At 38.7% G+C, this 24,960-nt stretch carries 21 protein-coding genes and 1 riboswitch; all 21 genes read right to left on the reverse strand.

Annotated elements, in window-relative coordinates:
• Nucleotides 1-112 precede the first annotated feature (112 nt).
• A complete protein-coding gene (locus tag COD92_RS02710; protein WP_098528103.1) occupies nt 113-1,288 on the reverse strand; it encodes an acetyl-CoA C-acetyltransferase in 1,176 nt (391 codons plus the stop codon).
• Nucleotides 1,289-1,498: 210 nt separating this feature from the next.
• Nucleotides 1,499-2,056: a hypothetical protein gene (locus COD92_RS02715; protein ID WP_098528102.1), complete on the reverse strand. Its 558-nt coding sequence runs from the start codon at nt 2,054-2,056 to the stop codon at nt 1,499-1,501.
• Between the two features lie 40 nt (nt 2,057-2,096).
• Nucleotides 2,097-3,326: an FAD-dependent oxidoreductase gene (locus COD92_RS02720; protein ID WP_098528101.1), complete on the reverse strand. Its 1,230-nt coding sequence runs from the start codon at nt 3,324-3,326 to the stop codon at nt 2,097-2,099.
• 43 nt (nt 3,327-3,369) lie between these two features.
• Nucleotides 3,370-4,242 carry a fumarylacetoacetate hydrolase family protein gene (locus tag COD92_RS02725; RefSeq protein ID WP_098528100.1) on the reverse strand — a complete coding sequence of 291 codons (873 nt, stop codon included), beginning with the start codon at nt 4,240-4,242 and terminating at the stop codon, nt 3,370-3,372.
• Complete coding sequence (locus COD92_RS02730) at nt 4,242-5,369, reverse strand: cupin domain-containing protein (protein ID WP_098528099.1); 1,128 nt, start codon at nt 5,367-5,369, stop codon at nt 4,242-4,244. Before COD92_RS02730 ends, COD92_RS02725 begins: the two co-directional genes overlap by 1 nt.
• A 45-nt stretch (nt 5,370-5,414) precedes the next feature.
• Nucleotides 5,415-7,118, reverse strand: coding sequence for an acyl-CoA dehydrogenase family protein (locus COD92_RS02735; protein WP_098528098.1), 1,704 nt, complete (start codon nt 7,116-7,118; stop codon nt 5,415-5,417).
• A gap of 2 nt (nt 7,119-7,120) precedes the next feature.
• Nucleotides 7,121-7,540: an acyl-CoA thioesterase gene (locus COD92_RS02740; protein WP_098528097.1), complete on the reverse strand. Its 420-nt coding sequence runs from the start codon at nt 7,538-7,540 to the stop codon at nt 7,121-7,123.
• A gap of 15 nt (nt 7,541-7,555) precedes the next feature.
• The gene (locus COD92_RS02745; RefSeq protein WP_098528096.1) at nt 7,556-9,118 is read right to left on the reverse strand and encodes a class I adenylate-forming enzyme family protein; all 1,563 of its coding nucleotides are present in this window, start codon (nt 9,116-9,118) and stop codon (nt 7,556-7,558) included.
• A 92-nt stretch (nt 9,119-9,210) separates the two neighbouring features.
• Nucleotides 9,211-9,990 carry an enoyl-CoA hydratase-related protein gene (locus COD92_RS02750; RefSeq protein ID WP_098528095.1) on the reverse strand — a complete coding sequence of 260 codons (780 nt, stop codon included), beginning with the start codon at nt 9,988-9,990 and terminating at the stop codon, nt 9,211-9,213.
• 18 nt (nt 9,991-10,008) lie between these two features.
• Nucleotides 10,009-10,863 carry a 3-hydroxyacyl-CoA dehydrogenase family protein gene (locus COD92_RS02755; protein ID WP_098528094.1) on the reverse strand — a complete coding sequence of 285 codons (855 nt, stop codon included), beginning with the start codon at nt 10,861-10,863 and terminating at the stop codon, nt 10,009-10,011.
• A gap of 309 nt (nt 10,864-11,172) precedes the next feature.
• The gene (locus COD92_RS02760; protein ID WP_255286552.1) at nt 11,173-13,410 is read right to left on the reverse strand and encodes a helix-turn-helix domain-containing protein; all 2,238 of its coding nucleotides are present in this window, start codon (nt 13,408-13,410) and stop codon (nt 11,173-11,175) included.
• Between the two features lie 132 nt (nt 13,411-13,542).
• Complete coding sequence (locus tag COD92_RS02765; RefSeq protein WP_098528093.1) at nt 13,543-14,271, reverse strand: ABC transporter ATP-binding protein; 729 nt, start codon at nt 14,269-14,271, stop codon at nt 13,543-13,545.
• On the reverse strand, nt 14,271-15,038 hold the full coding sequence (locus COD92_RS02770) for an ABC transporter ATP-binding protein (protein WP_098528092.1): 768 nt from the start codon (nt 15,036-15,038) through the stop codon (nt 14,271-14,273). The genes COD92_RS02765 and COD92_RS02770 overlap by 1 nt, the downstream gene beginning before the upstream one ends.
• A gap of 1 nt (nt 15,039) precedes the next feature.
• The gene (locus COD92_RS02775; protein WP_098528091.1) at nt 15,040-16,077 is read right to left on the reverse strand and encodes a branched-chain amino acid ABC transporter permease; all 1,038 of its coding nucleotides are present in this window, start codon (nt 16,075-16,077) and stop codon (nt 15,040-15,042) included.
• A 15-nt stretch (nt 16,078-16,092) separates the two neighbouring features.
• Nucleotides 16,093-16,965, reverse strand: a complete 873-nt coding sequence (locus COD92_RS02780; RefSeq protein ID WP_098528090.1) for a branched-chain amino acid ABC transporter permease — start codon at nt 16,963-16,965, stop codon at nt 16,093-16,095.
• A gap of 103 nt (nt 16,966-17,068) precedes the next feature.
• A complete protein-coding gene (locus COD92_RS02785; protein WP_176550386.1) occupies nt 17,069-18,229 on the reverse strand; it encodes an ABC transporter substrate-binding protein in 1,161 nt (386 codons plus the stop codon).
• 392 nt (nt 18,230-18,621) lie between these two features.
• The gene (locus tag COD92_RS02790) at nt 18,622-19,350 is read right to left on the reverse strand and encodes a response regulator (protein ID WP_098528088.1); all 729 of its coding nucleotides are present in this window, start codon (nt 19,348-19,350) and stop codon (nt 18,622-18,624) included.
• On the reverse strand, nt 19,313-20,938 hold the full coding sequence (locus COD92_RS02795) for an ATP-binding protein (RefSeq protein ID WP_098528087.1): 1,626 nt from the start codon (nt 20,936-20,938) through the stop codon (nt 19,313-19,315). Before COD92_RS02795 ends, COD92_RS02790 begins: the two co-directional genes overlap by 38 nt.
• Nucleotides 20,939-21,009: 71 nt before the next feature.
• Nucleotides 21,010-22,536 carry a tripartite tricarboxylate transporter permease gene (locus COD92_RS02800; protein WP_098528086.1) on the reverse strand — a complete coding sequence of 509 codons (1,527 nt, stop codon included), beginning with the start codon at nt 22,534-22,536 and terminating at the stop codon, nt 21,010-21,012.
• 34 nt (nt 22,537-22,570) lie between these two features.
• Entirely contained in the window at nt 22,571-23,023 is a 453-nt protein-coding gene (locus COD92_RS02805; RefSeq protein WP_098528085.1) for a tripartite tricarboxylate transporter TctB family protein, read from the reverse strand.
• Nucleotides 23,024-23,152: 129 nt separating this feature from the next.
• Complete coding sequence (locus tag COD92_RS02810; RefSeq protein WP_098528084.1) at nt 23,153-24,190, reverse strand: Bug family tripartite tricarboxylate transporter substrate binding protein; 1,038 nt, start codon at nt 24,188-24,190, stop codon at nt 23,153-23,155.
• 662 nt (nt 24,191-24,852) lie between these two features.
• Nucleotides 24,853-24,955: riboswitch (guanidine-I (ykkC/yxkD leader) on the forward strand.
• The last annotated feature ends 5 nt before the right edge of the window (nt 24,956-24,960 follow it).

Genomic DNA, 24,960 nt, shown 5'->3' on the forward strand with positions numbered 1-24,960 from the left:
ATTATTTAAACCCAATATTGTCCATTTCCTCTTGGGCATGAAGGAATCGGAACTTTTCCTAAAATATTAAAAGTTCATTCCGCTGGGGGAATGAACTTAAGTCTTTACCTTCTTATAATCTCTCCCAAATAGAAGCGATTCCTTGTCCTCCACCAATACAAACAGCAGATGCCCCGTATTTTCCACCGCGCCTCTGTAATTCATAGACAAGTGAAAGGGTAATCCTTGTACCGCTCGCTGCAAGTGGATGCCCAAGAGCAATGGCACCGCCATTCACATTACCGATCTCCGGATCAAAACCTAACTCTTTTTGGCAAGCTAGATACTGCGCGGAGAAAGCTTCATTAATTTCAATTAAATCCAAATCTTCCAGTTTTAAACCTGCTTTTTGGAGAGCCGTTTGAATAGCCGGAACCGGTCCAATCCCCATATATTTAGGATCCACCCCTACAACACTCCACGCTACGAGTCTTGCGATAGGCTTCAACCCTTTTTCAGCTGCAAATTCACTGGAAGTCACAATAACAGCTGCTGCACCATCAACCATCCCGCTTGCGTTTCCAGGGGTTACAACCCCATTCTCGATAAAACGAGGTTTTAGTTTAGCCAGCTTCTCCATACTTGTTTTGCGCACATGTTCATCTTGGTCAACGACTCTACTTCCTTTTCTTTCCTTTACGGTAACAGGAACTATTTCTTCATTCAAATACCCTTTTTCAATCGCTGCGAGTGCCCGTTCATGACTCGATAATGCGTGCCGATCAACCTCTTCACGAGAAATGTTATATTTTTTAGCCAGATTTTCCGCCGTGTCAGACATGGTAACGTCACCAACCGTATCGTATAAACCATCCCAGACCCAGTCTTCAATTACAGGACCGCCTAATCCGCTTCCCCATCTCATACCTGGGATTACATGTGGAACGTTACTCATGCTTTCTGTCCCTCCGGCCAGTACAGCGTTTGCTTCACCTGTTAGGATGTAACGAGCTGCAGTTAAAATGGCTTCTACGCCACTGCCGCATAAACGATTAATCGTTAACGCAGGAACGTGAACAGGTAATCCCGCCTTTAAGCCAACATGACGTGCTAGCAGATGGGCATCTTTACTAGATTGTTGAACATTTGCAAACACCACTTGATCAATCTCTTCCGGATTAATCTTTGCTTTTTGGATCGCACCGCGGGCTGCTTCTACACCTAAATCGGTCGCCGAGATTCCTCTAAACGTTCCGGAAATTTCTGTAAAGGCTGTCCGTGCCCCATCAACTAAAACAATATTACTCATGTAATCCAACTCCTCCTCAAAAGCGCTTTCATGTTTTATTAAGTGCTATTCTTTTTATCAATGATTCTATCTTTATTGTAAATACTTACCTTTCATATTGTTATCCTCAGTTCATACGAAAAAGGGTATCTTTCTTCCTACATTTTGCTGGTTTTGCTTTTTAAAAAATAAAAGCTGTCAATCTAGTTTATAGACGACAGCTTCTTATTTTTATAATAGATAGAATGTGTTCCCTTTAGGACCTAATGGCAGATGTCCTTCCTCTAAAAGTTCTATTAGAAATGATAGAGCTTGATGATCTCCAGCTAATTCAGCAGTACAGGCTAAAATACTTATATACATGGCATGACCAACTAGGAATTTAATTGTATCCTCATCCTTAAAAGTCATAAAAGCTTGTTTGTATGCACTATGAAAAACTGCTTCAGGCACTCTATCAACAACCTCATTTAGAAGTCTTTCATTCTCAAGGCTGTCAATTTTCTTTTTCCATTGTTCCGGTAATTCCTTTAGTACCTCCCAAAGGGCACTGCCTTCAAATGAAAGTGTTTTGATTGTTTCAGGTACCTGCTCTATGGAAATCCATTTGATATCATAGTCATGAACCCCAAGAGCACTCATAAACTGTGCTAGTTTTCCTTCAACATCAGGGGAATATTCACCTGCTTTTGAATACCAGTTGATCGATGTCAATCTTTCTATTAATTCATTGACTGAACGGACCGTTAGGCCATATTTACTTTCATTAAATAATTGGGCCAAAGCCATTTCATCTTGCTCCTTTCAGGTAGTTTCATAGCATTTGAGCTTAGTATTTCGTAGTTAATTCTGGAGGACCAAATTTTGGACCATACGGACCTTCCTCTAACCAACGGCCCAGCCTCGGCACAACTGATACGAGCGAAGCAGCAAGCTCCCGTTTTAGATTCATTTCCGAAGAATTTCCTTGAAGATGGTGTAATGCGGTTGTTGAGCAATCACGATTCCAATTGGCAGCAATGCGTCGTTCCCTTGCTGCTAAGTATATGGCATCTCTTCGTTCTTCTTCCGTAATGGCTTGAAGTGCCTTCTCAATTCCTGATACTGCCTTAATAGCATCTGGAACACCGGAGTTTAATCCGCGGGCACCAAAAGGAGCAAATAAATGAGCTGCTTCACCAGCCAGAAGTACTCTCCGCTTAGTATCTGTCAATGAACTTGCCACTACCTGATGGAAACGATAGGTAGAGACCCAGGTAACATGTTCTGCATATTTAGGATCCATCACTTTTGGCAGCCATTGTTTCACTCCTTCCATACTAGTAAAATCGTCTGGATTGTCTCCCTCTAATAACTGAAGGTCAACACGCCATCCTCCTTTGAACGGAACAAACATTACATTTCTACCACCGGTTGCGGGATGTTGATAATGGAAAGTACGCTCAAGCGGCATTGGATTTTCCTCATCTTCCTTAACGTCTAGAACAAGGAATGTATCTTCCGTACGTGGTCCTTCAAATACTAGACCTGCTTGTTCTCTTACAACCGAACGGGCTCCATCACATCCAATAATGTATTGAGCTTCAAATGTTTCACCTGAGGCTATTTTCAAAATGGTACCATTATCGTTGATATCTAATTCCTTAACCGGAGAATCCCAAATTATTTCTACACCAGCATCAATACAGGCATTATAGATGTGTTTCTCAATTTCATCCTGATGAAGCGACGTGAAATGCGGCAATTCAGTTGAATCATTATTATTGGTAATTCCATAATTACGTACATATACTTCTTTTCCTTTATATAAAGTCCGAACGACTGGCCAGATAATTCCGTCCCGAGCAAGTGTGAAGCCAAGACCTTTTGAAGTCTCCTCTAAATGCTTCAAGGTGGCATTGTGTAAGTAAATGGCTCTGCTTCCTGGACGCGGCCGTCCGAATGGATCGGCTTCAATCACAACGGAAGAAATCCCTTTTTGTTTTAATGCAAGACCTGCAACAAGACCAACTGGCCCGGCCCCCACAACGATAACGTCATATTTTCTTCTCTTTTCCATAGTTTTCGGCGCTCCCTTTTATGAAAATAGATTTATTAATAAATTATTTACTAGTCTCATACTCTTTCAAGTATTTGTCCGAATATCTAACATCTACGCTAAATTCGCCAACCCTTTCAATTTTAATCCGTACTGTATCACCCGATTCAATCGGTCCTACTCCTGCAGGGGTTCCTGTTGCGATTATGTCCCCTGGTTGTAGTGTCATATCTTGATTGGCTAATTCAAAACACTTAAAGCAGTCGTAAATTAAATACTTGGTATTCCCCTCCTGACGCAATTCATCATTTACCCAGAGCTTCATGTCTAAATCATTGGGATTTACAATTTCATCGGAGGTCACAATCCATGGCCCAATCGGAGTAAAGGTATCGAATGATTTACGCCACGTTCTTTCCTCGTTGCCTCTTATAGATATATCAAGTAAGGCAAAATAACCGAAAATATAATCCTTCGCTTCAGATGAGGATATATTTTTCGCTTTTTTCCCGATAACATAACCTAACTCTGCCTCATGGTCCGTTCTGCGATCCTTAAAAGGTAAAACGATAGGATCATTGGGACCTGATAGGGAATCTGGTGATTTTAAAAACAAACCAAGTTCTTCTATTGTTCTAGGGGCGTTATTAAACAACTCATTCATTTCTTTTTGATGGTTTCGATAATTGACGGGTGCTGCCCAAATCTTGCCTGTCCCGGGTACTGGTGATTTCAATGTGACGTTTGAGAGAAGATAGGAAGGGCACGTTTCGATATCCCTCTCTATCCTCACTTTTATTTCATCAAAGTCATCAATAAGCCGGAGAAAGGATTCACGTGGACTCCCGGCATTCCAGCCTGCTAAATTGGAAACATCTACGACTGAATCCCCTTTTACTACGCCTAGGACATCTTCATTAAAAATGGCAATTTTCATTAATAGTCCCCCTCCTCGCTGTCTGGCACGAAAACTTTTTCAATGATTTGATGTCCGTCGTTTTTCTTAAATGGCTCACTGTACTCCAATTCCAATTTCTCCATCACGGGTTTGTCATTAAAAGAAAACAAATAAACATCTTCTTCTCCCGTATTCACATGCTCATGAAAGCTCCATGGCGGTAGGATAAAGAAATCCCCTTTCTCCCATTCAAACTTTTGACCATCAATTACGGTATAGCCGTTCCCTTCAAGAACATGATAGATAGCACTATGTACATGACGATGAGCCATAGTTTGCATGCCAGGCTTAAGCTTTTGCATCATTGTTCCAATTCGAGAATCAGCCGATCCTCCCGTTAGTGGATTAATGTATTCAATGGCATATCCATCGAACGGGTCACTATCGTTTTCCTTCATCTTATCAAGCAAAAATTTCACTCTTTCAAACTTATATCCATAAATTGGAGATGGGTATCCCGGACTTTTCGTCTCGTTTAGCTTTTTAAAAGCACCCATGGAAAATTGTTTAGTAGAATAGTTTTCAGGAACTTCCATAGGATAGGACTCTTCTTCATATGGTTCAAAAAAGGAAGCTGCTAATGTCTTTACAAGACCCACATCTAATCCATCCAGCCAAAATACCGGCTCCGTTCCTTCGTGTTTGTGCTCATGCCATGTCCACGCAGGAGTCAAGACCATATCACCGCGATCCATATATGTTTTTTCCCCATTTACGGCTGTATAAGCCCCGCTGCCCTCGATTATAAAACGGATCGCAGACTGGGAATGATGGTGTGAAGGTGCACTTTCCCCCGGCAACAGCAACTGAATACCAGCATATAAGGTGTGAGTCCCATATCCGACAAGGCCATGCTTTAAGAGGCTGGGATTCTGTAAATAAACAACTCTGCGTTCTGCATCTTTTCCAGGTTTTAAAAGTTCTCCAGCTTTTAAGACGTATTCACGGATAACTTTCCACTTCCATAAATAAGGTTCTACTTCATGAACCGGTTCTCTGGTTACCATATGGCCTAGGTCATACCATAGTGGTCCTAAGTGATTTTTCTTCATACCATCATAGTAAGGTTTTAGACTAGCACTTATCGAAACGTCATTTTTAGACATACATTCCTCTCCATTCTGATACAGCCGTCAAGTGAATTAGTGAATCTAACAATGGTATCGCTCTTTCTCAATCACACATTCGGCAATTCTACGTTTGACGAAAATTATATTTTCTGAACTGCTCATAATTAATAGACTAGCAATACGTGAAAAAATACCTTCATCACCAAAGTGATTGATCATATTTAACGCTGTTAATGCGAGTTTCTGGGAAGCCTCATGTGTATAAACCCTCGTACAATCAAGCTTCTGCCGATTTTGCTCTTCACCTGTGTTCAGTATAGATTTTTCCGTCCGTAAAACCGCACTTTCAATTCCATAAATACCAATAACCAAATCGGCCAAGAAAGCGGCAATTTCTTGTTCTGTATTAAAATCACTAAGGGAATTCTTTTTAATTGATTCAATTGCTGCATGGAATAATTTTTTCATTAGTTGAAGAACCTGCTTCTCACGTTGAAGCAAACCAGTTTCCAATTCTTCCTCTTCACTTGCTTCGACATGGTTTTTCAACACGGTTGTGGCTATAAGGATTCTATTAATCTCATTCGTCCCCTCAAAGATACGATTAATTCTAGAATCACGATAAAGTGTTTCAATTTCATATTCGGCCATATATCCATAACCGCCGTGAATTTGAACAGCTTCATCAACGATTTGATCAAGGAATTCTGTCGACATCACCTTGTTAATTGAACATTCGACTGCATAACGGGCAATGGTTGCTCCAAAATCATTCCCACTTTGCTTCATTTCCTCGAAACCATCCTGCATTAATCCTGCTGTTCGGTAGACAGCGCTTTCATTAACATATGTTTTAATGACCATGTCAGCAATTTTGCTTTTAATTAAATTAAAATTAGAAAGCGACTGGCCAAATTGCTTTCGTTCATTGGCATACTTAACCGCAAGTTCAATCGCCCGTTTAGCCGTACCAAGCGATGTAGCTGAAATCTTGTGGCGGCCAATGTTTAACACGTTAAAAGCAATAATATGTCCCCGGCCCACGTCACCGATTACATTTTCAACTGGAACTAGAACATTTTCCAGGATTAATGAACGAGTAGACGAACCTTTCAACCCCATCTTCTTTTCTTCCAAACTGGTGGATACACCTTGATAGTCTTTTTCCACAATAAAAGCCGTAAATTTTGTTCCATCTACCTTCGCATAAACGATAAATATATCCGCAAATGCTGAATTCGTGATCCACTGCTTTTCTCCATTTAATCGATAATACTTACCGCACTCCGTTAACACAGCAGTGGTTTTTGCACTCATCGCATCTGTCCCAGAAGAAGGCTCAGTTAAGGCATAGGCAGCAATTTTTTCCCCGCTTAAAATATCAGGCAGGTACTTATTTTTTTGACTAGGACTCCCAAAATAGGCGATTGGTAATGCCCCAATACCTGTTTGACCGCCAAATGTGATCGAAAAAGAACGACCAACTGCCATATTTTCAGCAATAATAGTAGCACTTACCTTTCCTAACTCCAGTCCGCCATCATCAACCGGGATATCTGCCCCAATAAGACCAAGTTCACCGGCTTCTCTAATAAGAGTAACTGTTTCGGCAAATTCTTGTTTTTCAATCTTCTCTAGTTTTGGATAGACTTCATTCATTACAAATTTACTTGTCATCTCTGCAATCATTTTATGCTCATCCTCAAAATCCTCAGGGGTGAAGGTGTCAGCATGTGATGATTCACTATATAAGAAATGATAATTTGCCTTTTTTTCAATAAGCATTGTTACCCCTCCACGGTTCCTACTTTGGAAATCATCTTTTCACGAATAAAATCCGGGATTGGATGCGCTTTAGGTTTTCCTTCAAAAGAAGTCCAAGCACGCACTTCATATCCTTCGGCCACGATTTGGTCTTCTTTTATAAATACATGTTTAATTTTAAAGACTTTATTACGGAGTTCTTCAACAAAGCTTTGCACGATGACTTGGTCTTCAAATAAGAGCGGTCTTTTGAAAACACAGTTTGCCTCCAATAACGGTACACCGATCTTGTGCTCAGTAAAGAGCTTAGAAGATGGATAGCCGATTTGGGCTAAATAATCATGTGTTGCATCATCCATCCATTTATAGAAGTTGGGATAAAATACAATTCCGGCAGCGTCCGTATCTCCCCAGCATACTCGGAACGGATATTCTGTTTTCATTTTTCTTTGCTCCTTTCAGTTTTGAATGATTTTACTCACTTTATTACTGATCTCCTCGCGAAGTTTTAGTTTCATAATCTTGCCACTGGCTGTAACAGGAAATTTATCGGTAAAAATAACCTTTCCAGGGACTTTGTAAATGGCGATCTGCTCTTTTAAATAGGCTTTAATCTCTTCTTCACTGCTTAGTTCCCCGCTTTTCAGCTGAACAACGGCACAAACAATTTCTCCTAACGTTTCATCTGGGATGCCAATTACTGCGGAATCAACCACTTTTGGATTTTTGGCAAGGACAGCTTCAATTTCTTGAGGATAAATGTTGAACCCGCCTCGGATAATCAATTCTTTTTTTCTGCCTATAAATTTCAAATAACCCTGGTCATCAAGTGTGCCTAAATCGCCAGTATAATACCAACCCTCGTGATCGATTACTGCAACTGTTTGCTCTGGGAGTTTATAGTAGCCTTTCATCGTACCAAAGCTCTTAATCGCAATTTCCCCTTTTTCACCAGCTGGTAAGGCTTGGCGATTATCATCAACGATACTTAACTCTACTCCTGGAAGTGGTTTTCCAAGTGTTTCTGTAATATTTTTTTCATTATCACTATAAGGGGTAAGTGTTACCGAAACTGTCTCAGTAATACCGAACGATTGGCAAAGGTTAATGCCTAATCGATCTCGTATTTCTTTCACTTTTGATGCTGGAATCGGGGATGCACCAACCACACCAGTTCGTAGGGAAGATAAATCATAACTAGCAAAATCATCAGCTTCTAGAAGTTTAATAAACATGGTCGGTACACCATTAAGAATGGTTATTTTTTCTTGTTCAATCAAATGGAGTATTTCTTGAGGAGTAAATTTTTCTAATAAAACAATTCGCGTTCCAGCAAAGACAGCACAAAACAAGTTAACCGCCATGCCAAAAATGTGGAATAGTGGAGAAGGCAGAATTAATACATCATTTTCTGACCAGAATAGCTCTTTACCCATCACATTCGCTGACTGAACAACACTGCGGTGGGGAATCATGACCCCTTTGGGTACACCAGTAGTTCCGGATGTATACAGAATACAAAATATGTCGTTATTCACATCAATCTCCGTCTCTACCGTTTCAGTTGGCTCCTCCCTCATTAAATCCTGAAAGGACGTGAGGTCTCCCCAATTAAATCGAACGGTAATGATTTCCGGAACTGTAAACAGGGCTTCCTTTATTCCGATATTCCGCTCAAATTCTTCCGAAACAATCGCTGCTCTCGGTTCTGAGTTTCTTAAGATGTGGTTAACCTCATGGGATTTATATTTAGGGTTAAATGGTACAAGGGTTGCACCAATTTTAGCAGCAGCAAAAAAAATCACGACTGTTTCATACCAATTGGGCAAGGAAACTGCAAGTCTGTCCCCTCTCTTATAACCTCTTCTTGTAAGAGCAGCCGCAAACCGATCCGCATCACTTTTAATCTGCGAAAATGTAAATCTCGTTTTTAAATCGAATAATGCCTCTTTCTCTCCATATATTTTAGCAGCATACTCGATAACCCCATAAACCGTATAATAATTACGATCTTTATCCATCCAATTCATCACTCCATTAACGAACACATTTACACCACTGAAAGATGAAGTATCGATTTAAAACTTGATACTTCATCTTGATTGACGAACCTTTATTTCCCTGCAAAAACCGGTTTTCTTTTTTCTACAAATGCTTTGAGCCCTTCTTTTCGGTCTTCAGTAGAGAATGCATTAGCAAAACAAGTACTTTCAATAATTAAACCTGACTCGATATCCGTGTTTCCTCCAGTATTAACTGCTAGTTTTACCATTTGAAGGGCAACCGGCGGTTTCTGAGCCAGTTTCTCTGCCCATTCCTTTGCTGCATCTTGTAACTCTTCCACAGGGGTTAATTTGTTTACGATGTTCAATTCTAATGCACGGTAGGCATCAAACATTTCACCGAAATATAGAAGTTCTTTGGCAACACCTTGGCCAACGATTTTTTGTAGACGCTGCGTGCCGCCTCCCCCAGGGATAATCCCAAGTCCAACTTCAGGGAATGCAAACTTTGCCTTTGTAGAACTAATACGTAAATCACACGCAAGCGCCAATTCAAGTCCTCCGCCAAGTGCCAGCCCGTTTATTGCGGCAATGACAGGCTTTGTTAAATTTTCAATTTTGGAGAAAACTTCCCTAGATGTCTTGTTCATTTTATTGATTCCAACGAGATCAAGGTTAGCCATTTCATTAATGTCTGCACCAGCAACGAACGCCTTTTCTCCGCTTCCCGTTAGCACGATGGCCCGTACTTCATCATTGGCTTCGAGTTCATCAAACAAATAAGATAATTCTTTAAAAACCTTAGTGCTCAATGGGTTTACTGGCGGTCGGTTAATTGTTACAACCGCTACCTTATTTTCAATTTCACATAATAAAAATTCCCAACTCATTATTATTCCCTCCATTCATTATTCGTAATCGTAAAATCCTGCACCTGTTTTCTTTCCTAATCTCCCTGCTCTAACAATCTGTTTTAGTAGAAGAGGTGGTGCAAACTGGTTGTTATTAAATTCTTCTTTAAAGTACTCCATTACATGGTAGCCAATTTCAACACCAGCAAAGTCCTGCAATTCAAACGGTCCCATCGGATAATTCAGGCCTAATTTAACTGCCTTATCGATATCTTCATAGGAAGCAACGCCTTCTTCAACTAGTTTAATAGCTTCTATAAACTGTGGAAGCATGATCCGATTGACAATAAAACCGGGTGAATCCTTTTTCACTTCTACCGGTTCTTTAGTCAGTTTCTTAGATAACGCTTTCAATTCTTGGACGGTTTCATCACTCGTTTTATAGCCGCGAACTACTTCCACTAGCTTCATTAACTGAGCAGGATTAAAGAAATGCATACCCGCTACAAGTTCTGGTCGTTTTGTGGCGGCAGCAATTTCTGTAATCGACATTGAAGATGTATTGGTAGCCAAGATAACTCCTTCACGGACAATTTGATCAAGTGCAGAAAATACTTCCTTTTTTAAATTAAGGTCTTCTAGGACTGCTTCAATAACCACATCCGCATCTTTTAAATCTTCTAATCTAGTAGTAGTTTGAATACGGCCAAGTGCCTCTTGCTTTTGCTCTTCTGTCATTTTTCCTCTGGCTACACTTTTATCCATAAATTTACTCATACGCTGTAAGGATCCTTCTAAGAAAAGTTCCTCAATATCTCGTAAAATAACATTAAACCCATTTATAGCAGCAAGATTAGCGATGCCAGTTCCCATTGATCCTGCTCCTACCACTCCAATTGTTTGAATGGCCATATTTCCATCTCCTTTTATATTAATAATATTCTGTAAATTAATTATAGCTAATTATCGTCTATCAATTGTACCTACACAATGTAGGAAAAACCTTTATCTTTTTAATCAAAAATACGGTTAGTCAATCTCATTAGATAAAGATAAGTGTGCTCAACCAAACATCGTCTCAACTATTATTGATTTCTTAAATTTACATTTAAAAGGAACAGGTAAATAAATGATTTTGAATTACTAGTGACTTAACCCGAATAATAAAAAAGATCAATAGCATGTTAAATTGTTCCACTAACACACTATTGACCAATTTGCTTATTTTACACTTAATAGTGCAGCCTTTTCTATTTTCCCCCCGTACATATCATATAGTTTTAGAGCCATCATTAAATTAAATCTCACTTCTGCATCACTTAATTGAACATCTAAAAGGGATTCAATTCTTTCGAGACGATAGAGTAACGAACTACGGTGGATAAAAAGATCCTCTGCTGTATTCTTCACATTCCCGTTATTTTGGAGATATGTATGAAGCGTGTTGCATAAATCAGTATTCTTCCCTTCTGAATAAGAAAGTAACGGCCCTAGCTGTTTCATAACAAATAGGTCCACTGCCTTTGAATCATTTAAATGGTGTAGAATGGCATATGATCCGAGCTCGTCAAATAGTGAAAATCCTAAATGCTGCAATCGGCTGTTGACTATATTTAATGCCTGTATGCCTTGCTGATAACTCAAATAATAATCAGAAAGGTTTGAAGTTTTTCCCCCAATCCCCATTCCAATTTTACAGCTAATGGATGTTTCGTTGGCCCATTTTTTCAATTTATCGTAAAGGCCGGACCAAAATTTTTTCGAAATAGTAGTCTCATCTTTAATGGGAACGATTAGAATATTTTTCTCATCATGGTAGGCGCATAAAATCTTTTGGTCTATCTTTAAAAGATTTGATTTAATATTATCCCAGATAAGATTTTTTTTTGCATTTTGCTCCAAAAGATTGCTCCCCTTCAGTTCTCTATCTTCTAATGAAATAGACATCACAGCAATCTGATGGCTTTGAAAAGGGTCCCACTGAAAAAGATTAGCATACTGGAGAATAGCCTCTTTATCGTCAATTCTCTCTACTAACAATTTAGCGATAAAACTATCTTTCGCTTGTTCTTTTGCATCTAGAACCAGCTTTTGTTTAATAAATTGAATTGAACAAATATTTCGAGCTAGTTCAATGGTCAGGTGGTCAATTTCATCGATATATCCACTTGGTCTTCGTAAAGCCAAAAACCCGAGGAGACTTCCACCTCCATTAATCATCCAAAAGGAGTATAAATCGGACGTTTCGTTAGGAACTAGCATCGAAAAATAATCGGCCCCTTTAGAATCACTCTTTTCTCGAATAGCAATTTCAAGAAACGCCTCAGGCAACTGTGTCCTATCTTCAGAATCATACATATCAACTGATATCGGCTGCATAAAGCGATCAAATAAAATGACTGGGCTTTGAAAAAGGCTTGAAAGTTTATAGGTTATACCATCAAAATTCTCTACATCGACTGTTTCTTTTACTAGGGCTTGTTGATAATCCAATAGGTACTGAAGGCGGTTTTTCTGCTCTTTCTCATTATTAAATAAACGAGCATTCTCGATAATAGCAGCAACATGATTGGATAATAACTCTAGCATCCTCTGATCATTTTCAGTAAAAACGACCTCTCTTTGGTTTTCAATGTGCAGGACACCTATCGTCTTTAAGTCAATGGTCAATGGGACCGTCAATTGCGACCCGCCTGGCTTCTCTAAAAACGGAAAATATTTATTTAACAAATAATTCTCTTCAATCATAATTTTATTAGAACCCATAAACTCACCATAGGAAGGCGGCTGGTAAACAAAACAGTTTTTCTTTTCATCAAATAAATAAATGCAAGCAAAATCGGCATTGGTTCCTTTACCTGCCCTTAAGGTCAACTCAGCAATTTGCTGCTCGATTGGTGCATTGAGGGATAAATTCTTGCTGAGCCATTCGATGCCCTCCATTTTGTTCAATTGTGATTTTTTCTCACGGGCCATCGCCATTGCAACGGCAATATCCTTACCGAATTCTTCAAAGTGGGTCTCCATATCAAGAAGTGGCACATAGTTTAAAAAACCAACAATACAAAAACCTAAATTGAAATCGTTATCATTTAATGGAACGGTGAACCAAGTTTTAACCTTAGCCTCTTTAAGTATATTGGACATTTGACATGCTTCAGGAGAATCAGCTCTTTCGTATGTTAAACTCTGTTGGAGAAGTTTTGGGGAACAAGTATGTATTTCTAATGGGAAAGCTTCAGTCACTGCAGATTGATTGCCACTCCAAGCTTTTATGACATAGTGGCTACCCTCATTTTGAATGACACCTACAAAATCACAATATAATTCAGAACGGAATGCAGCTGTTAAATATTGAAGAACCTCTTCTTCGGTATCAAACTTAATGAGTTGTCTTGCTGTTGAACGTAAATGATTCTCCAATTTTTTCATTAATCGATCTTTGTTCATGTAAGGCATAATCCAATCCCCTCATCCCAATTTCTTCTTACTTCTATTTTAATATAATCATTAAATTTTGAAAAATATTAAAATTCATAACAATCAACGAAACATAAAATCCCAAAGAGATTACTCCTCGGGATTTAAATTTCAGGCACTATTCGCTTTGATCCCAAGATAAGCAGACATCACCTGGGGATTAGAACTAATTTCCTCTCGTGAACCTGAAAGAATAATTCTCCCTTGGTCTAACACATAGGCTCTGTCAGTCACTTGTAGTGCAGCTTTCACATTTTGTTCTACTAAAATAACCATTGTTCCTAGCTCATTTTTAATAATCATTAACGTCTCTAAAATTTCATTTACTATTTTTGGTGCAAGACCCATAGATGGTTCATCTAGTAAAATAATTTTGGGGGTAGACATCAATCCTCTGCCAATGGCCAGCATTTGCTGCTCACCGCCACTTAAATTACCGCCAAGATTATACAAATGTTTTTTTAGGCCTGGAAACATATCGAGGATTTTAGTTAAATTCTCATTTGCATGTTTTTTCTCTTTATAATACTTTGAGAACATACCTAGCATTAAATTTTCTTTAACGGAAAGACTAGAAAAAATTTGCCTTCCCTCAGGAACAAGACTTAGACCTTTTGCTACTACATTAAAGGCAGGTAAACCGCTAATCTCTTCATTTTCGAGTGTCACCGTACCAGTGGTAGGACGATAAAGCCCTGCCAACGTATTCAAGAGTGTACTTTTCCCAGCTCCATTGGCACCAATAATTGAAACAATCTCTCCCTTGTTAACTTTAATATCGATATCATGGAGAATTTGGATTTTACCAATATGGGTGCAAAGTCCTTTGACTTTTAGCATTAAACAACCTCCTCACCTAAATAAGCAGCGATTACTTTCTCATTCTGCTGAATTTCTTCCGGCGTTCCTTCCGCAATCTTTTTCCCAAAGTCCAGAACAACAATCCGGTCCGCCAACTCCATTACGGTAGCCATCTTATGTTCAACAAATAAGAAGGAGTGCCCCTTCATTTTTAAGTCTTGGATATAACCTGCCATACGATTGGTTTCGGAATCATTTAAGCCAGCCATCGGTTCGTCTAACATAATTAAATCAGGATCATAGACAATTGCTCTGGCAAATTCCAACTGTTTTTGCAGTCCATAAGATAATTGCCCGGCCTTTTCATACATTAAATCATCTAATTCTACTAATTTAATAACCTCTACAGCCAAATCATAGGCTATTTTTTCATCCTTAGGAATCCGGGGAGTACGAAACGCAGCATTTAGAACATTGGTCTTTAATTTAACGTGCGCCCCCATCATGACGTTTTCGAGAACTGTCATATTGTCAAATATCTGCAGATTCTGGAAAGTTCGTGACATACCTAATTGGGCTAACTGTGGAATCTTCTTACCTGTTAACTTGTTACCTTTAAAAAACACCCCTCCAGTAGTCGGTGGTAGAAAACAGGAAATCATATTAAATAGTGTGGTTTTACCCGCTCCGTTTGGTCCAATTACCGCTACAATTTCTCCTTCTCCAACCTCAAAACTGACATCTGAAACTGCTGTAACACCACCAAATTGTTTGGTTAACCCCTGTACCACTAATAAATTTGCCATGTCATACTCCTTTTTCAGTAATCATCTCTTTGTGATCCTTTGCTGCTAATTCCTTTTTACTTTCAAATCTTTTAAAGAACTGTGAGAAAACTGGCATTAGTCCTTTTGGTACATACATCATAATTAAGATAATAATTAAACCGTAAACAACAATTTCTACTTCACCGCTAATCCCAAAATAAGTGTGACCAACAAAGCGGATGATTTCATTTAAGAACATAATAATCGTAGTCCCCAAGATAGCTCCCCAAATAGAGCTCGCTCCTCCAACCATTACCATGATTAAAAACAAAATAGACTTGGTGATATAAAATGTAGGCGGAGCAACAAAGGTAATATAATGGGCATAAATGCTACCGGCCAGCGAAGCGAAGGCTGCACTTAATGCAAAAATAGCTACTTTGTATTTAGAAACTTGAACTCCGAGTGTCTCGGTTGCAATTTCGCTATCATGGATACTCCTTAATACCCTGCCTACATGTGAACGAACAATATTTAATGATAATAATAAAATGACGAAGGCGGATGCCCAAACAAAGTAGTAGAAATAGACTTTGTCTATTAGAGGAAGGCCAAATAACGATAGCGTTGGAATGCCAACTAAACCGGCAGCACCACCTGTCCACTGATCTAGACCCAAAATCAAAATATAGAATATAATATTAATCCCAAGAGTGGCGAGGGCAAGAAAATGTCCTTTCAGCTTTAAAATAGGAATGCCAATAACGTAAGCAATGAAAAAGGTGGCACCCATCCCAATGACAATAGCAAGCCAAGGGGAAATTTGATAATGAGTTGTGAGCACTCCTGAAGTATATGCGCCGATCCCGAAGAAGGCCGCATGGCCAAGAGAAATTTGTCCTGCATAACCAATCAATAAACATAAGCCAAAAGAAACGATCGAATAAATGCCTATTAATATTAAAATTGTAAATATATAAGGTGAGTTCACCACTAATGGCAAAACCAAAACTAGTGCAATCATGAAAATCAACGGTTTCAAGCGACTGCCATACAAAACGTTTTCCAATTTCGACATCTATATACCTCCCTACTAAACTCTTTCACCAGAAGCTCTAGCAAAAATCCCATTCGGTTTTAAAAATAAAACGAGGATTAAAACAGTAAACGTAATCGCATCGCTATAAAAGGTGGATACAAATGCACCTGAAAAAGTTTCTAATAATCCAACGATTAATGCTCCCGCTACAGCACCTGGAATACTATGCATTCCACCGATTACCATCCCGACAAATCCTTTTACTCCTATAAGAAAGCCCATTTCATAAGTGGCATCGGTAATAGGAGCAATCATAATCCCAGCAATCGCCCCTAAGGCTGCAGCCAGGGTAAAGGCAAGAGCAGACATCGTACTCGTATTAATTCCCATGAGTTTTGCAGCACGAGGGTTCTTTTCACTCGCTCGTAAGGCGGATCCGATATAAGTCTTTTCAAAAAACACATATAAAGCCGCTAATAGAATAAACAAAACAATAAAAATGAAAATACTTTGAGGATTAATGACAGCGCCCATAAATTGAATCGGTTTCGTCTGAAAAATTGGAGCGAGCTGTTTAGGATTAGAGCCCCAAACAATTAGACCCAATCCTTTTAAAAATGTGGATAATCCAATCGTAATAATAATTAAAATGATGACGGACTTATTTCGCGCGTGAAGAATCGCCGTTCTTTCGACAATAAACCCGATTACAGCCGTTATAAGAATGGCTAATAGTATGGAAGCAAACATAGGTAAACCTGTATTAACCAACGTAATACAAGTCAACGCCCCAATCATGGCAAATTCACCTTGGGCAAAATTTAAGATTCCAGTAATGTTATAGATGGTCACAAATCCAATTGCCAGCAGTGCATAAATACTTCCTACGGTTAAACCCGTTACAAGATATTGCATGAGTAAATCCATCGCCGATCTCCTTCCATAATATCAATGGCAGAAACCTAAGATTCTGCCATTGATTTTTTACTATTCGTAAGATACTCATTTTTGTCGTTAATTTTTCATGTCCTTACTCTTCATACTTCCATTGATTGTTCTCAATCCCGAGAACTGCAAAACCATCTTCATACGGACCTACATAATCAGACTGTAATTCAAATGTACCGGTTAAACCCTCATATTTTCCTGCTTTCTTTTTCAAGTAGGTTTGGATATCTTTAGAGGTGGTATTTCCGGCTTTAATTGCCTCAAAAATTAAGTTGAATCCGTCGGCAGCATGGGCAGTAAAGTTATCAGGGTCACTATTAAACATAGCTCGATAGTCTTCACGGAATTTCTTTAAACGCTCTTTCTGCTCTCCATCTGGTAATTGGTCGACAACACTTAATTTGCTTCCAATAACATAAAGATTTTCATTGTTATCTTTTACTTGATTTAAGAAGCCTTGATTCGCAGAAGCAGATGATTGAATCATTGGAATTTCAAAACCTAGTGATTTAAAGTTGCGGGCAACAATTCCTGCCCCCGGTGTTCTTGACCAAACAATCACTGCCTGTGGATTTTTCTTACGAATATTGGTTAATTGAACAGTCATATCTGTTGCAGTTGCATCGAATTCTTCATGTGCCACAATTTCAATGTTATTATCTTTTGCCACCTTTTCAAAAGAAGGAAGGCCGTCTACACCAAATCCATCGCGGGCATTAATCCATGCTACTTTCGAAATGTTATGTTTCTTTAAGAATTTTAAAATTAGATTCGCATTGGTAAAGTTGCTAGGAGCCATTTGGAAGATCCCCTTAGCATCAGGCTTTACTGGTGCCACCGTCATTAATGGTAATCCTGCAGCCGTAATCTTAGGTAAGATGGCCATGGATGTACTAGCTTGAGTTGCCCCTACTACAGCGACAACCCCCTCTGAAATCAGCTTATCTGCTGCGACCACTGCTTTCGTATCGTCTGTTTCATAATCTTGCATGACAATTTCGATCTTCTTTCCTTTAAATTTACCTTGATCATCTAATTGTTTCTGAAGCAGTTTTACTAAATTTACTTGTGTTTTTCCTAAAGTTGATGCCGGGCCAGTTTCAGCAAAAATAGCACCTATTTTAATGACATTCCCATTGCCTGCTCCGTTTCCTCCTGTACTTTCTGCATTACAGGCTGATAATGCAAATAATAGAACTACAATTAAGACCATTGCACTGTACTTTTTTAGAAAGTTATTCATTTTAATGCCCCCTTTTTTAATAGAAACTGAGAATCTCTTAGACTGGACCATTTATGTATAATCCTTGAAGCATACAAGCAATGTGATCTCTCAATTATCCACCTCCATTTGTAATCGCTTCCATTTAGTACCCAGTCAAATAGTTTCTTTAGTAAAAAACACAATTAAAACTTTTATGAATGTTCTGAATTTTGTACCTTCATTATAGTTGATAGAAAATGGAAAAAATACCTACATAGTACACTAAAAGGCTGTTTGAAATTCCTTAAAAATGTGGAATAACTTAAGTATCTATAGGTCACTTTGTTTTTAAGCTTGGTTAAAAAAAAATCCAGACTCTAGGAATACTGCTTGAATCTGGATTTAATCACAAACAATTAATCTATAATAAGTTATTCTGCTAGCTTATTAATCATATCAACTAGAATATAAACCCGTTCGGGCCTCCCTACTGTACCATAAGACAAATCCGCCTCTATTTTTTCAATTGATACTAGATGTTCCAAATATCTTCTTGCGGTTGTACGACTAACACCTACCTCTTTGGCAACCGTTTCTGCTGTAAGTCCTGTTTTATCTTTCCCTAGAACTTCGATTACTTTTTCAAGGGTGAGGGGATCAATTCCCTTCGGAAGGTAAGCCCTTTCATTATTAGCACTGTCATTTTCTTTCCATAAGAGCTTGTCGACTTCCTGTTGTGATACCTGTGAATTTTCTTTGCTTAATTTAAAAAGCTCTTCATGATAATCTTTATATCTTTGTAAAGACTGTTTAAACCGATCAAAAATGACGGGTTTTATAATGTAATCAAATACACCTAAACGAATCGCTGATTGGACCTTTTCAATCTCTTTCGCTGCCGTAATCATAATGACATCTATTTGTTTTGTAAGTATCTTTGTTTCTTTTAATAACTCTAACCCGTTCATATCAGGAAAATAGACATCAAGAAGAATTAAATCCGGCTGTAATATTTCGATTAACGTTTTTGCCTCAACATAGCTCGCTGCAATGCCAACAGCTTGAAAGCCATCGATTAGGTCTAGAAATCGTTTCTGAATTTCTGCAATCCTCAAATCATCTTCAACAATTAATACTTCGATATCTCTGTTCCCCTTCATTTAACGACCCCCTGCTTTTTGGTATCGCCACTGTAAAAATCGTTCCTTCGCCCTTAGTTGATGAAAAGGTTAGATAGCCGCCTAATTCGTGGATTGCCTTTTGTGCCAAGCTAAGCCCAATACCGGAATTACTGCTTGTCTTTTTAGTAGAAAAACCAGGCTTAAATATTTGCTCCTGGACCTGAGACTCCATTCCAACTCCATTATCTTCCACTTCAATAATCAATTCTTTTCCAAGGTCCGTTAAAAAAAGTGAGACTCTTTTTTCATCCTTTTGACACTCTCTAACTGCCTCAAAGGCATTGTTAACAAGATTACCTATAATGGTGACTAACATGTCTCTATTGATCTCAGCCGGAATATCTTTAAAACTGCTGCCTCGATCAATGGAAAGATTAATTTTCAGTTCACTTGCAAGGCTCACCTTTCCTAAGATAAAACCAGCAATAATCGGATCGGGTATCTCTTTCATTAAAAATTGAATGAAACCTTGCGCGACATCCACTTCCTTTGAAATAAAATCTATCGCTTCTTTATAGGACCCAAGCTGAATGAGGCCAAGCAGCGTATAAAGCCGGTTCGAGTATTCATGCGTTTGCGCCCGCAGCCCCTCCGCATAGGCTTTAATATGTGATAATTCTTTGAGTAAATTAGCAAGCTCTGACTTATTCCGAAAGCTCGCGACCGCCCCAATTACTTCACTCTTCTTATTAAAAATTGGAATCCGGTTGGCCAAATAAATATCCCCGTTAATGATAATTTCTTGATCATACTCTGCCTTACCTGATTTAACAACTTCATATAATTGTGTATTTTCAAGCACTGTTTCAATTCTTTTACCTCGTAAAAGAACATCATCCGGGACACCTAAAATAGAATGTGCCGTTTCATTTACGACTGTAATACGACTATCCGTATCTATGGCAATGATTCCTTCATGAATAGACTCAAGAATGGCATGTTTTTCCTGGTACATCCAGGCAATCTCTTTCGGTTCTAGTCCAAAAATGGCCCTTTTGATATTTAGCGAGATTAGTATCGCAGCAATAAGACTCCCTGCCAAAATGATTAGAGTAGCCACAAAAATTTTCTGCTGTAATTTCGAAACCTCTCTTTGAATATCTGTTTGAAGATAACCAACGGAAACCACTCCGATTACTTTCCCACCACTAAAAATAGGAGCTTTTCCTCTCAATGAAGGACCAAGTGTGCCCGTCGACTCTGAGATAACTGACTCTCCTTTAAACACCATCCCATTATCACCGCCGACCATTTTTTGACCGATTCTATCTGGATTCGGGTGGGAATAACGTATTTCGTTCCGGTTACCAACCACAATAAATTCGGCACCTACCTGCTTTCGAATGTTTTCGGCAATCGGTTGAATGTGTGCGGAAGGATTGTCTAAAGTAAATGCAGCCTGGATATCCGGCATATTTGCGATGGTTTGCGCGACTGATAAGGCTTTCGTACCGATTTCATGCTTAAGATTGGATTCCATAATATGCTTAAACGTAAATTCAATGATTGTCCCCATAATAATAATTAAAATAGATATTCCAAGCATTAGTTTCGTATGTAAACGCATGCAAACACCTCTATATCTATTATATTAAAAAAACTCCTTATTAAAAGGAGTTTTTCAACTATTTAAAAAATTCATCCTTCCACATTGATAACGACTTCTTTCCCACGCTTTTTCATCATAAACGGAATGACTAGCCAAAGAGCGGTTATAAGAAGAAAGACAAGCGAGATCGGGCGAGTAAAAAAGACACCATAATCACCATTTGAAATGGTTAAGGCTCTTCGTAAATTATTTTCAACCATTGGGCCTAAGACAAGTCCAAGTACCAGCGGGGCAATCGGGTAATCATTTTTACTAAGGAAATACCCAAAAAGTCCACATCCCAATAGAAGCAAAAGATCATTGGTTGAAACTTGAACGGCATAGACACCGAAAATAGAGACAGCGATAATCATCGGGATTAAGTATTTCTTTGGAGTTTGAATAATTTTCGCAAATACTTTTACTAGCGGAAGGTTGAGAATTAACAACATGATGTTTCCAATAAACATACTGGCAATCAATCCCCAGGCTACTTGTGGATGATCTTCAAATAATAATGGGCCTGGCTGGACGTTATACATCATCAGTGCCCCCATTAATATAGCCGTTGTTCCAGAGCCAGGAATCCCTAAAGTTAACAAGGGAATCATAGCACCGCCAGAGGCCGCGTTATTAGCCGATTCCGGTGCAGCTACCCCTGCAATAGCTCCCGTTCCAAATTTAGAAGGGTTTTTAGATATTCTTTTCTCAAGTAAGTAGGAAAAGAACGAAGCAAGAGTTGCCCCTGCGCCTGGTAAAATACCGACGAAAAAACCTAAGATGGAACCACGGGCAATTGGACCTGCAGATTCCTTAAATTCTTGTTTGGATGGAAGCAGATTGTTAATTCTAGCAATCTCGCCATCTTCCTCATCCTTTTCCAAAATCGTTTTAAATACCTCGCCAAGTGCAAACAATCCAACGGCAATCGTTAAGAATTCAATTCCTTGAAAGAGCCATGGAATATCAAAAGTAAATCGTGCAATTCCAGAAACAGTGTCGATCCCAATTGTTCCTAATAATAAGCCGCATATGGTCATAATTAATGCTTTGGTAACGGATTTACCAGCAAGGCCACTGACAGCGCCAAGTCCCAATAACATTAGTGAAAAATATTCTGCAGGACCGAATTTAAGCGCAACGGTTGACAAGGGTTTCGCCAATCCAATCAAAGCGATTAGGGTAACGATACCTGCGACAAATGAACCAATCGCTGCAATCGATAAGGCACTTCCTGCTCTGCCTTTTTTGGCCATTTGATACCCATCCAGTGTAGTGACAACGGAGGAGGATTCCCCAGGAGTGTTTAATAGTATAGAAGTTGTTGAGCCGCCATACATGGCCCCGTAGTAAACACCAGCTAATAGAATAATTGCACTTGTGGCAGCCTGTTCCGGCGGCAGACCTCCTGTAATCGATGCTGTAACGGGAATCAGCAGTGCCACCCCGCTCATCGGTCCAATTCCGGGTAGCACACCAACAGCTGTTCCAATTAAGACGCCAACAAAGGCAAATAAAATATTATACCAAACCAGTGCTGTACCAAATCCTTGCAATAAATAATCGAGTGTACTCATGTTTGGACCCCTTTCTATAGTTTCTAGTTATAAATTAAAGCCAAATCGGCCAGCCTGGGAGTGTTCCCTTTAAGACATCGACAAATAAGAAATAAACGATTCCAGAGAAAGCAGCTGATATTATAATAGAAGAAAGCAGCTTTTTTTTCTCCATGGTTTGAAAGCAAACCACTAAGAAAAGAAAAGTGGTGATGACATATCCGACCGATTCCAGCGTTAAGATATAAACCAATGTGGCAATAAATATAATTAAGAAAGGCTTGTACTGTAATTCCTCTTTCTTATTCTTGCTGCTCTGCTTTATGAATGTTTCATAAAATAATCGGATACTTAGTAAAACAAGAAGAATCCCGAGAATTAATGGAAAAATATCAGGACCGACTACACTACCATAAGAAGAGCTCGAAATATGCTTGCTGCCAATAATAAATAGAACACCGACCGTTAAAAACAAAATAGATGCGAAGCGGTCAAATTTTATATCCACTTGAATACCTCCTATAAGAAAAGCGTAAGCGCCTTGGTCAGCCCCGACAAGCATAAGACGNNTCAAAGTCAAAAACTTTTATCCTTATCTTATAAAATAGGGAGGAGAAAATCCCCCTCCCCGTCCTGATTACTTCTGCATCCCTAACGCAGTTAATAATTGTTGAACCTGTTTATCTTGTTCTCCTAAGAACTTTTTGAAGTCGGAGCTGTTTTTATATTCTAATTCCCAGCCCTGTGTTTCTACTTCTTGTTTCCATTCAGGGGATTGAACTAATTTATCGATGGTCTTTTCCCAATAAGTCTTAGCTTCTTTGGACATTTTTTCCGGACCAAAAATACCGCGCCAAATTGTAAATTCTGCATCAACACCTTGTTCCTTTGCAGTAGGAACATCCTTAAAATCTCCGCCTAATCGTTCAGAGGCAGTTATCGCGAGTACTCGTACCTTTCCAGCTTTTAAAAACTCCTTCACACTTGATGCATCAGTTCCAATTACATCAGCATTACCGCCAAGAAGAGCCGTAATCGCTTCGCCACCGCCATCGTAAGAAACATATTTAATTTTAGTAGGATCTACTCCGTATTTATAAGCCGGAAGGATTGAAATTAAATGGTCCATGGAACCTGGTGCAGAACCACCTGCAAATGTTAATTTAGAAGGATTCTTCTTAACTTCATCTAACACCGATTTTAAATCCTTAAATTTAGAATCTGTTTTAACCACAATTGCCCCGTAATCTTTTGTCAGCTGGGCGAGTGGTGTCGTATTTTTGTATCCGTATGGACTATTACCTTCTTTTTTCAGATTGTTGATAATGATTGGCGGTGAACTTACAAAAAGCATTTCATTATTTTCAACCTGCTGTGTTGCGTATTCTGCCATAAAGACTGCGCCACCCCCGCCCGGCTTGTTCTCAACCGTCATTGGCTGTTTAACGAGTTTTGTTTCAGTTAGTACCTTTGTAAAGGAACGAGCTGTTAGATCCCAGCCACCTCCAGCACCAGATGGCGCAACCACTGAGATTGCTTTTGTTGGATAATTGGTATTCTCCTCTTTCTTACCAGAATCCGAACCTGCTGTTTCTTTACTGCTGCTGCATGCACCCAAGCTTAATGCCAAAGCACCTGCACACATTACTGCTGAAAATTTTTTTAAAGAAAACATTTCACATTCCCCCTTGAAAACGTTTTCTTAATTTTACAAAATTTTTGATTATTTTAAATATTATATATTTAAGTCGCATTAAAAACTTAATCACCATTTTGTTCATAAAGTTCATGAATTGATAATTTCAATATCCAAAAAGAATACCACTAGTTTTTTCTCTAGTGGGACTCTTTTTATAGTTTACTTGTTGTCAAACTTGCTATATCCTACCGTCCCTGTTTTAAGAGATACTTGGATGTATTTTCTAAGATTGCTAAACGGATCAGCTTCACTTTTATATCCTTACTCAGTGAAAGCCATTCAGGTGTACTAATTTTCAATTTATACTCCCCCTTAAGATTATTTTTCAATTTTTTTTGATTAATCCGGATGGGTTAATATAACGCTTTCGATACTTATGTTTTTCCCGAATGGCCAATTACTCTAACATACTTTTAATTACCATTTTATTTGAAATTTCTACATATTTTTTATCTATCAAAATTGTTAAAGGATAATTTATAACCTACATTCCGATTTTTCTTCAGTAATCCCTTTACAGCCCGATGTATTATTTTTTATGTTAGGAAACCTTACACAAACAATGAAATCCTTCTTTTACTAATTTATACTTCAACGTATCAACCAAATAAAGGTTCTTCATTTTTCAATTGGGGAACAAAATTGCTTTCTAGGGTTCCGTTTAAACACGTTTTTAAAGCCTGGTCCGAGAGAGAGCGTACAGTTCGGCTGTATACACGGAGGGATAAAAGCCCGGGAGAATTTTA

The sequence above is a fragment of the Bacillus sp. AFS037270 genome, from assembly GCF_002585305.1.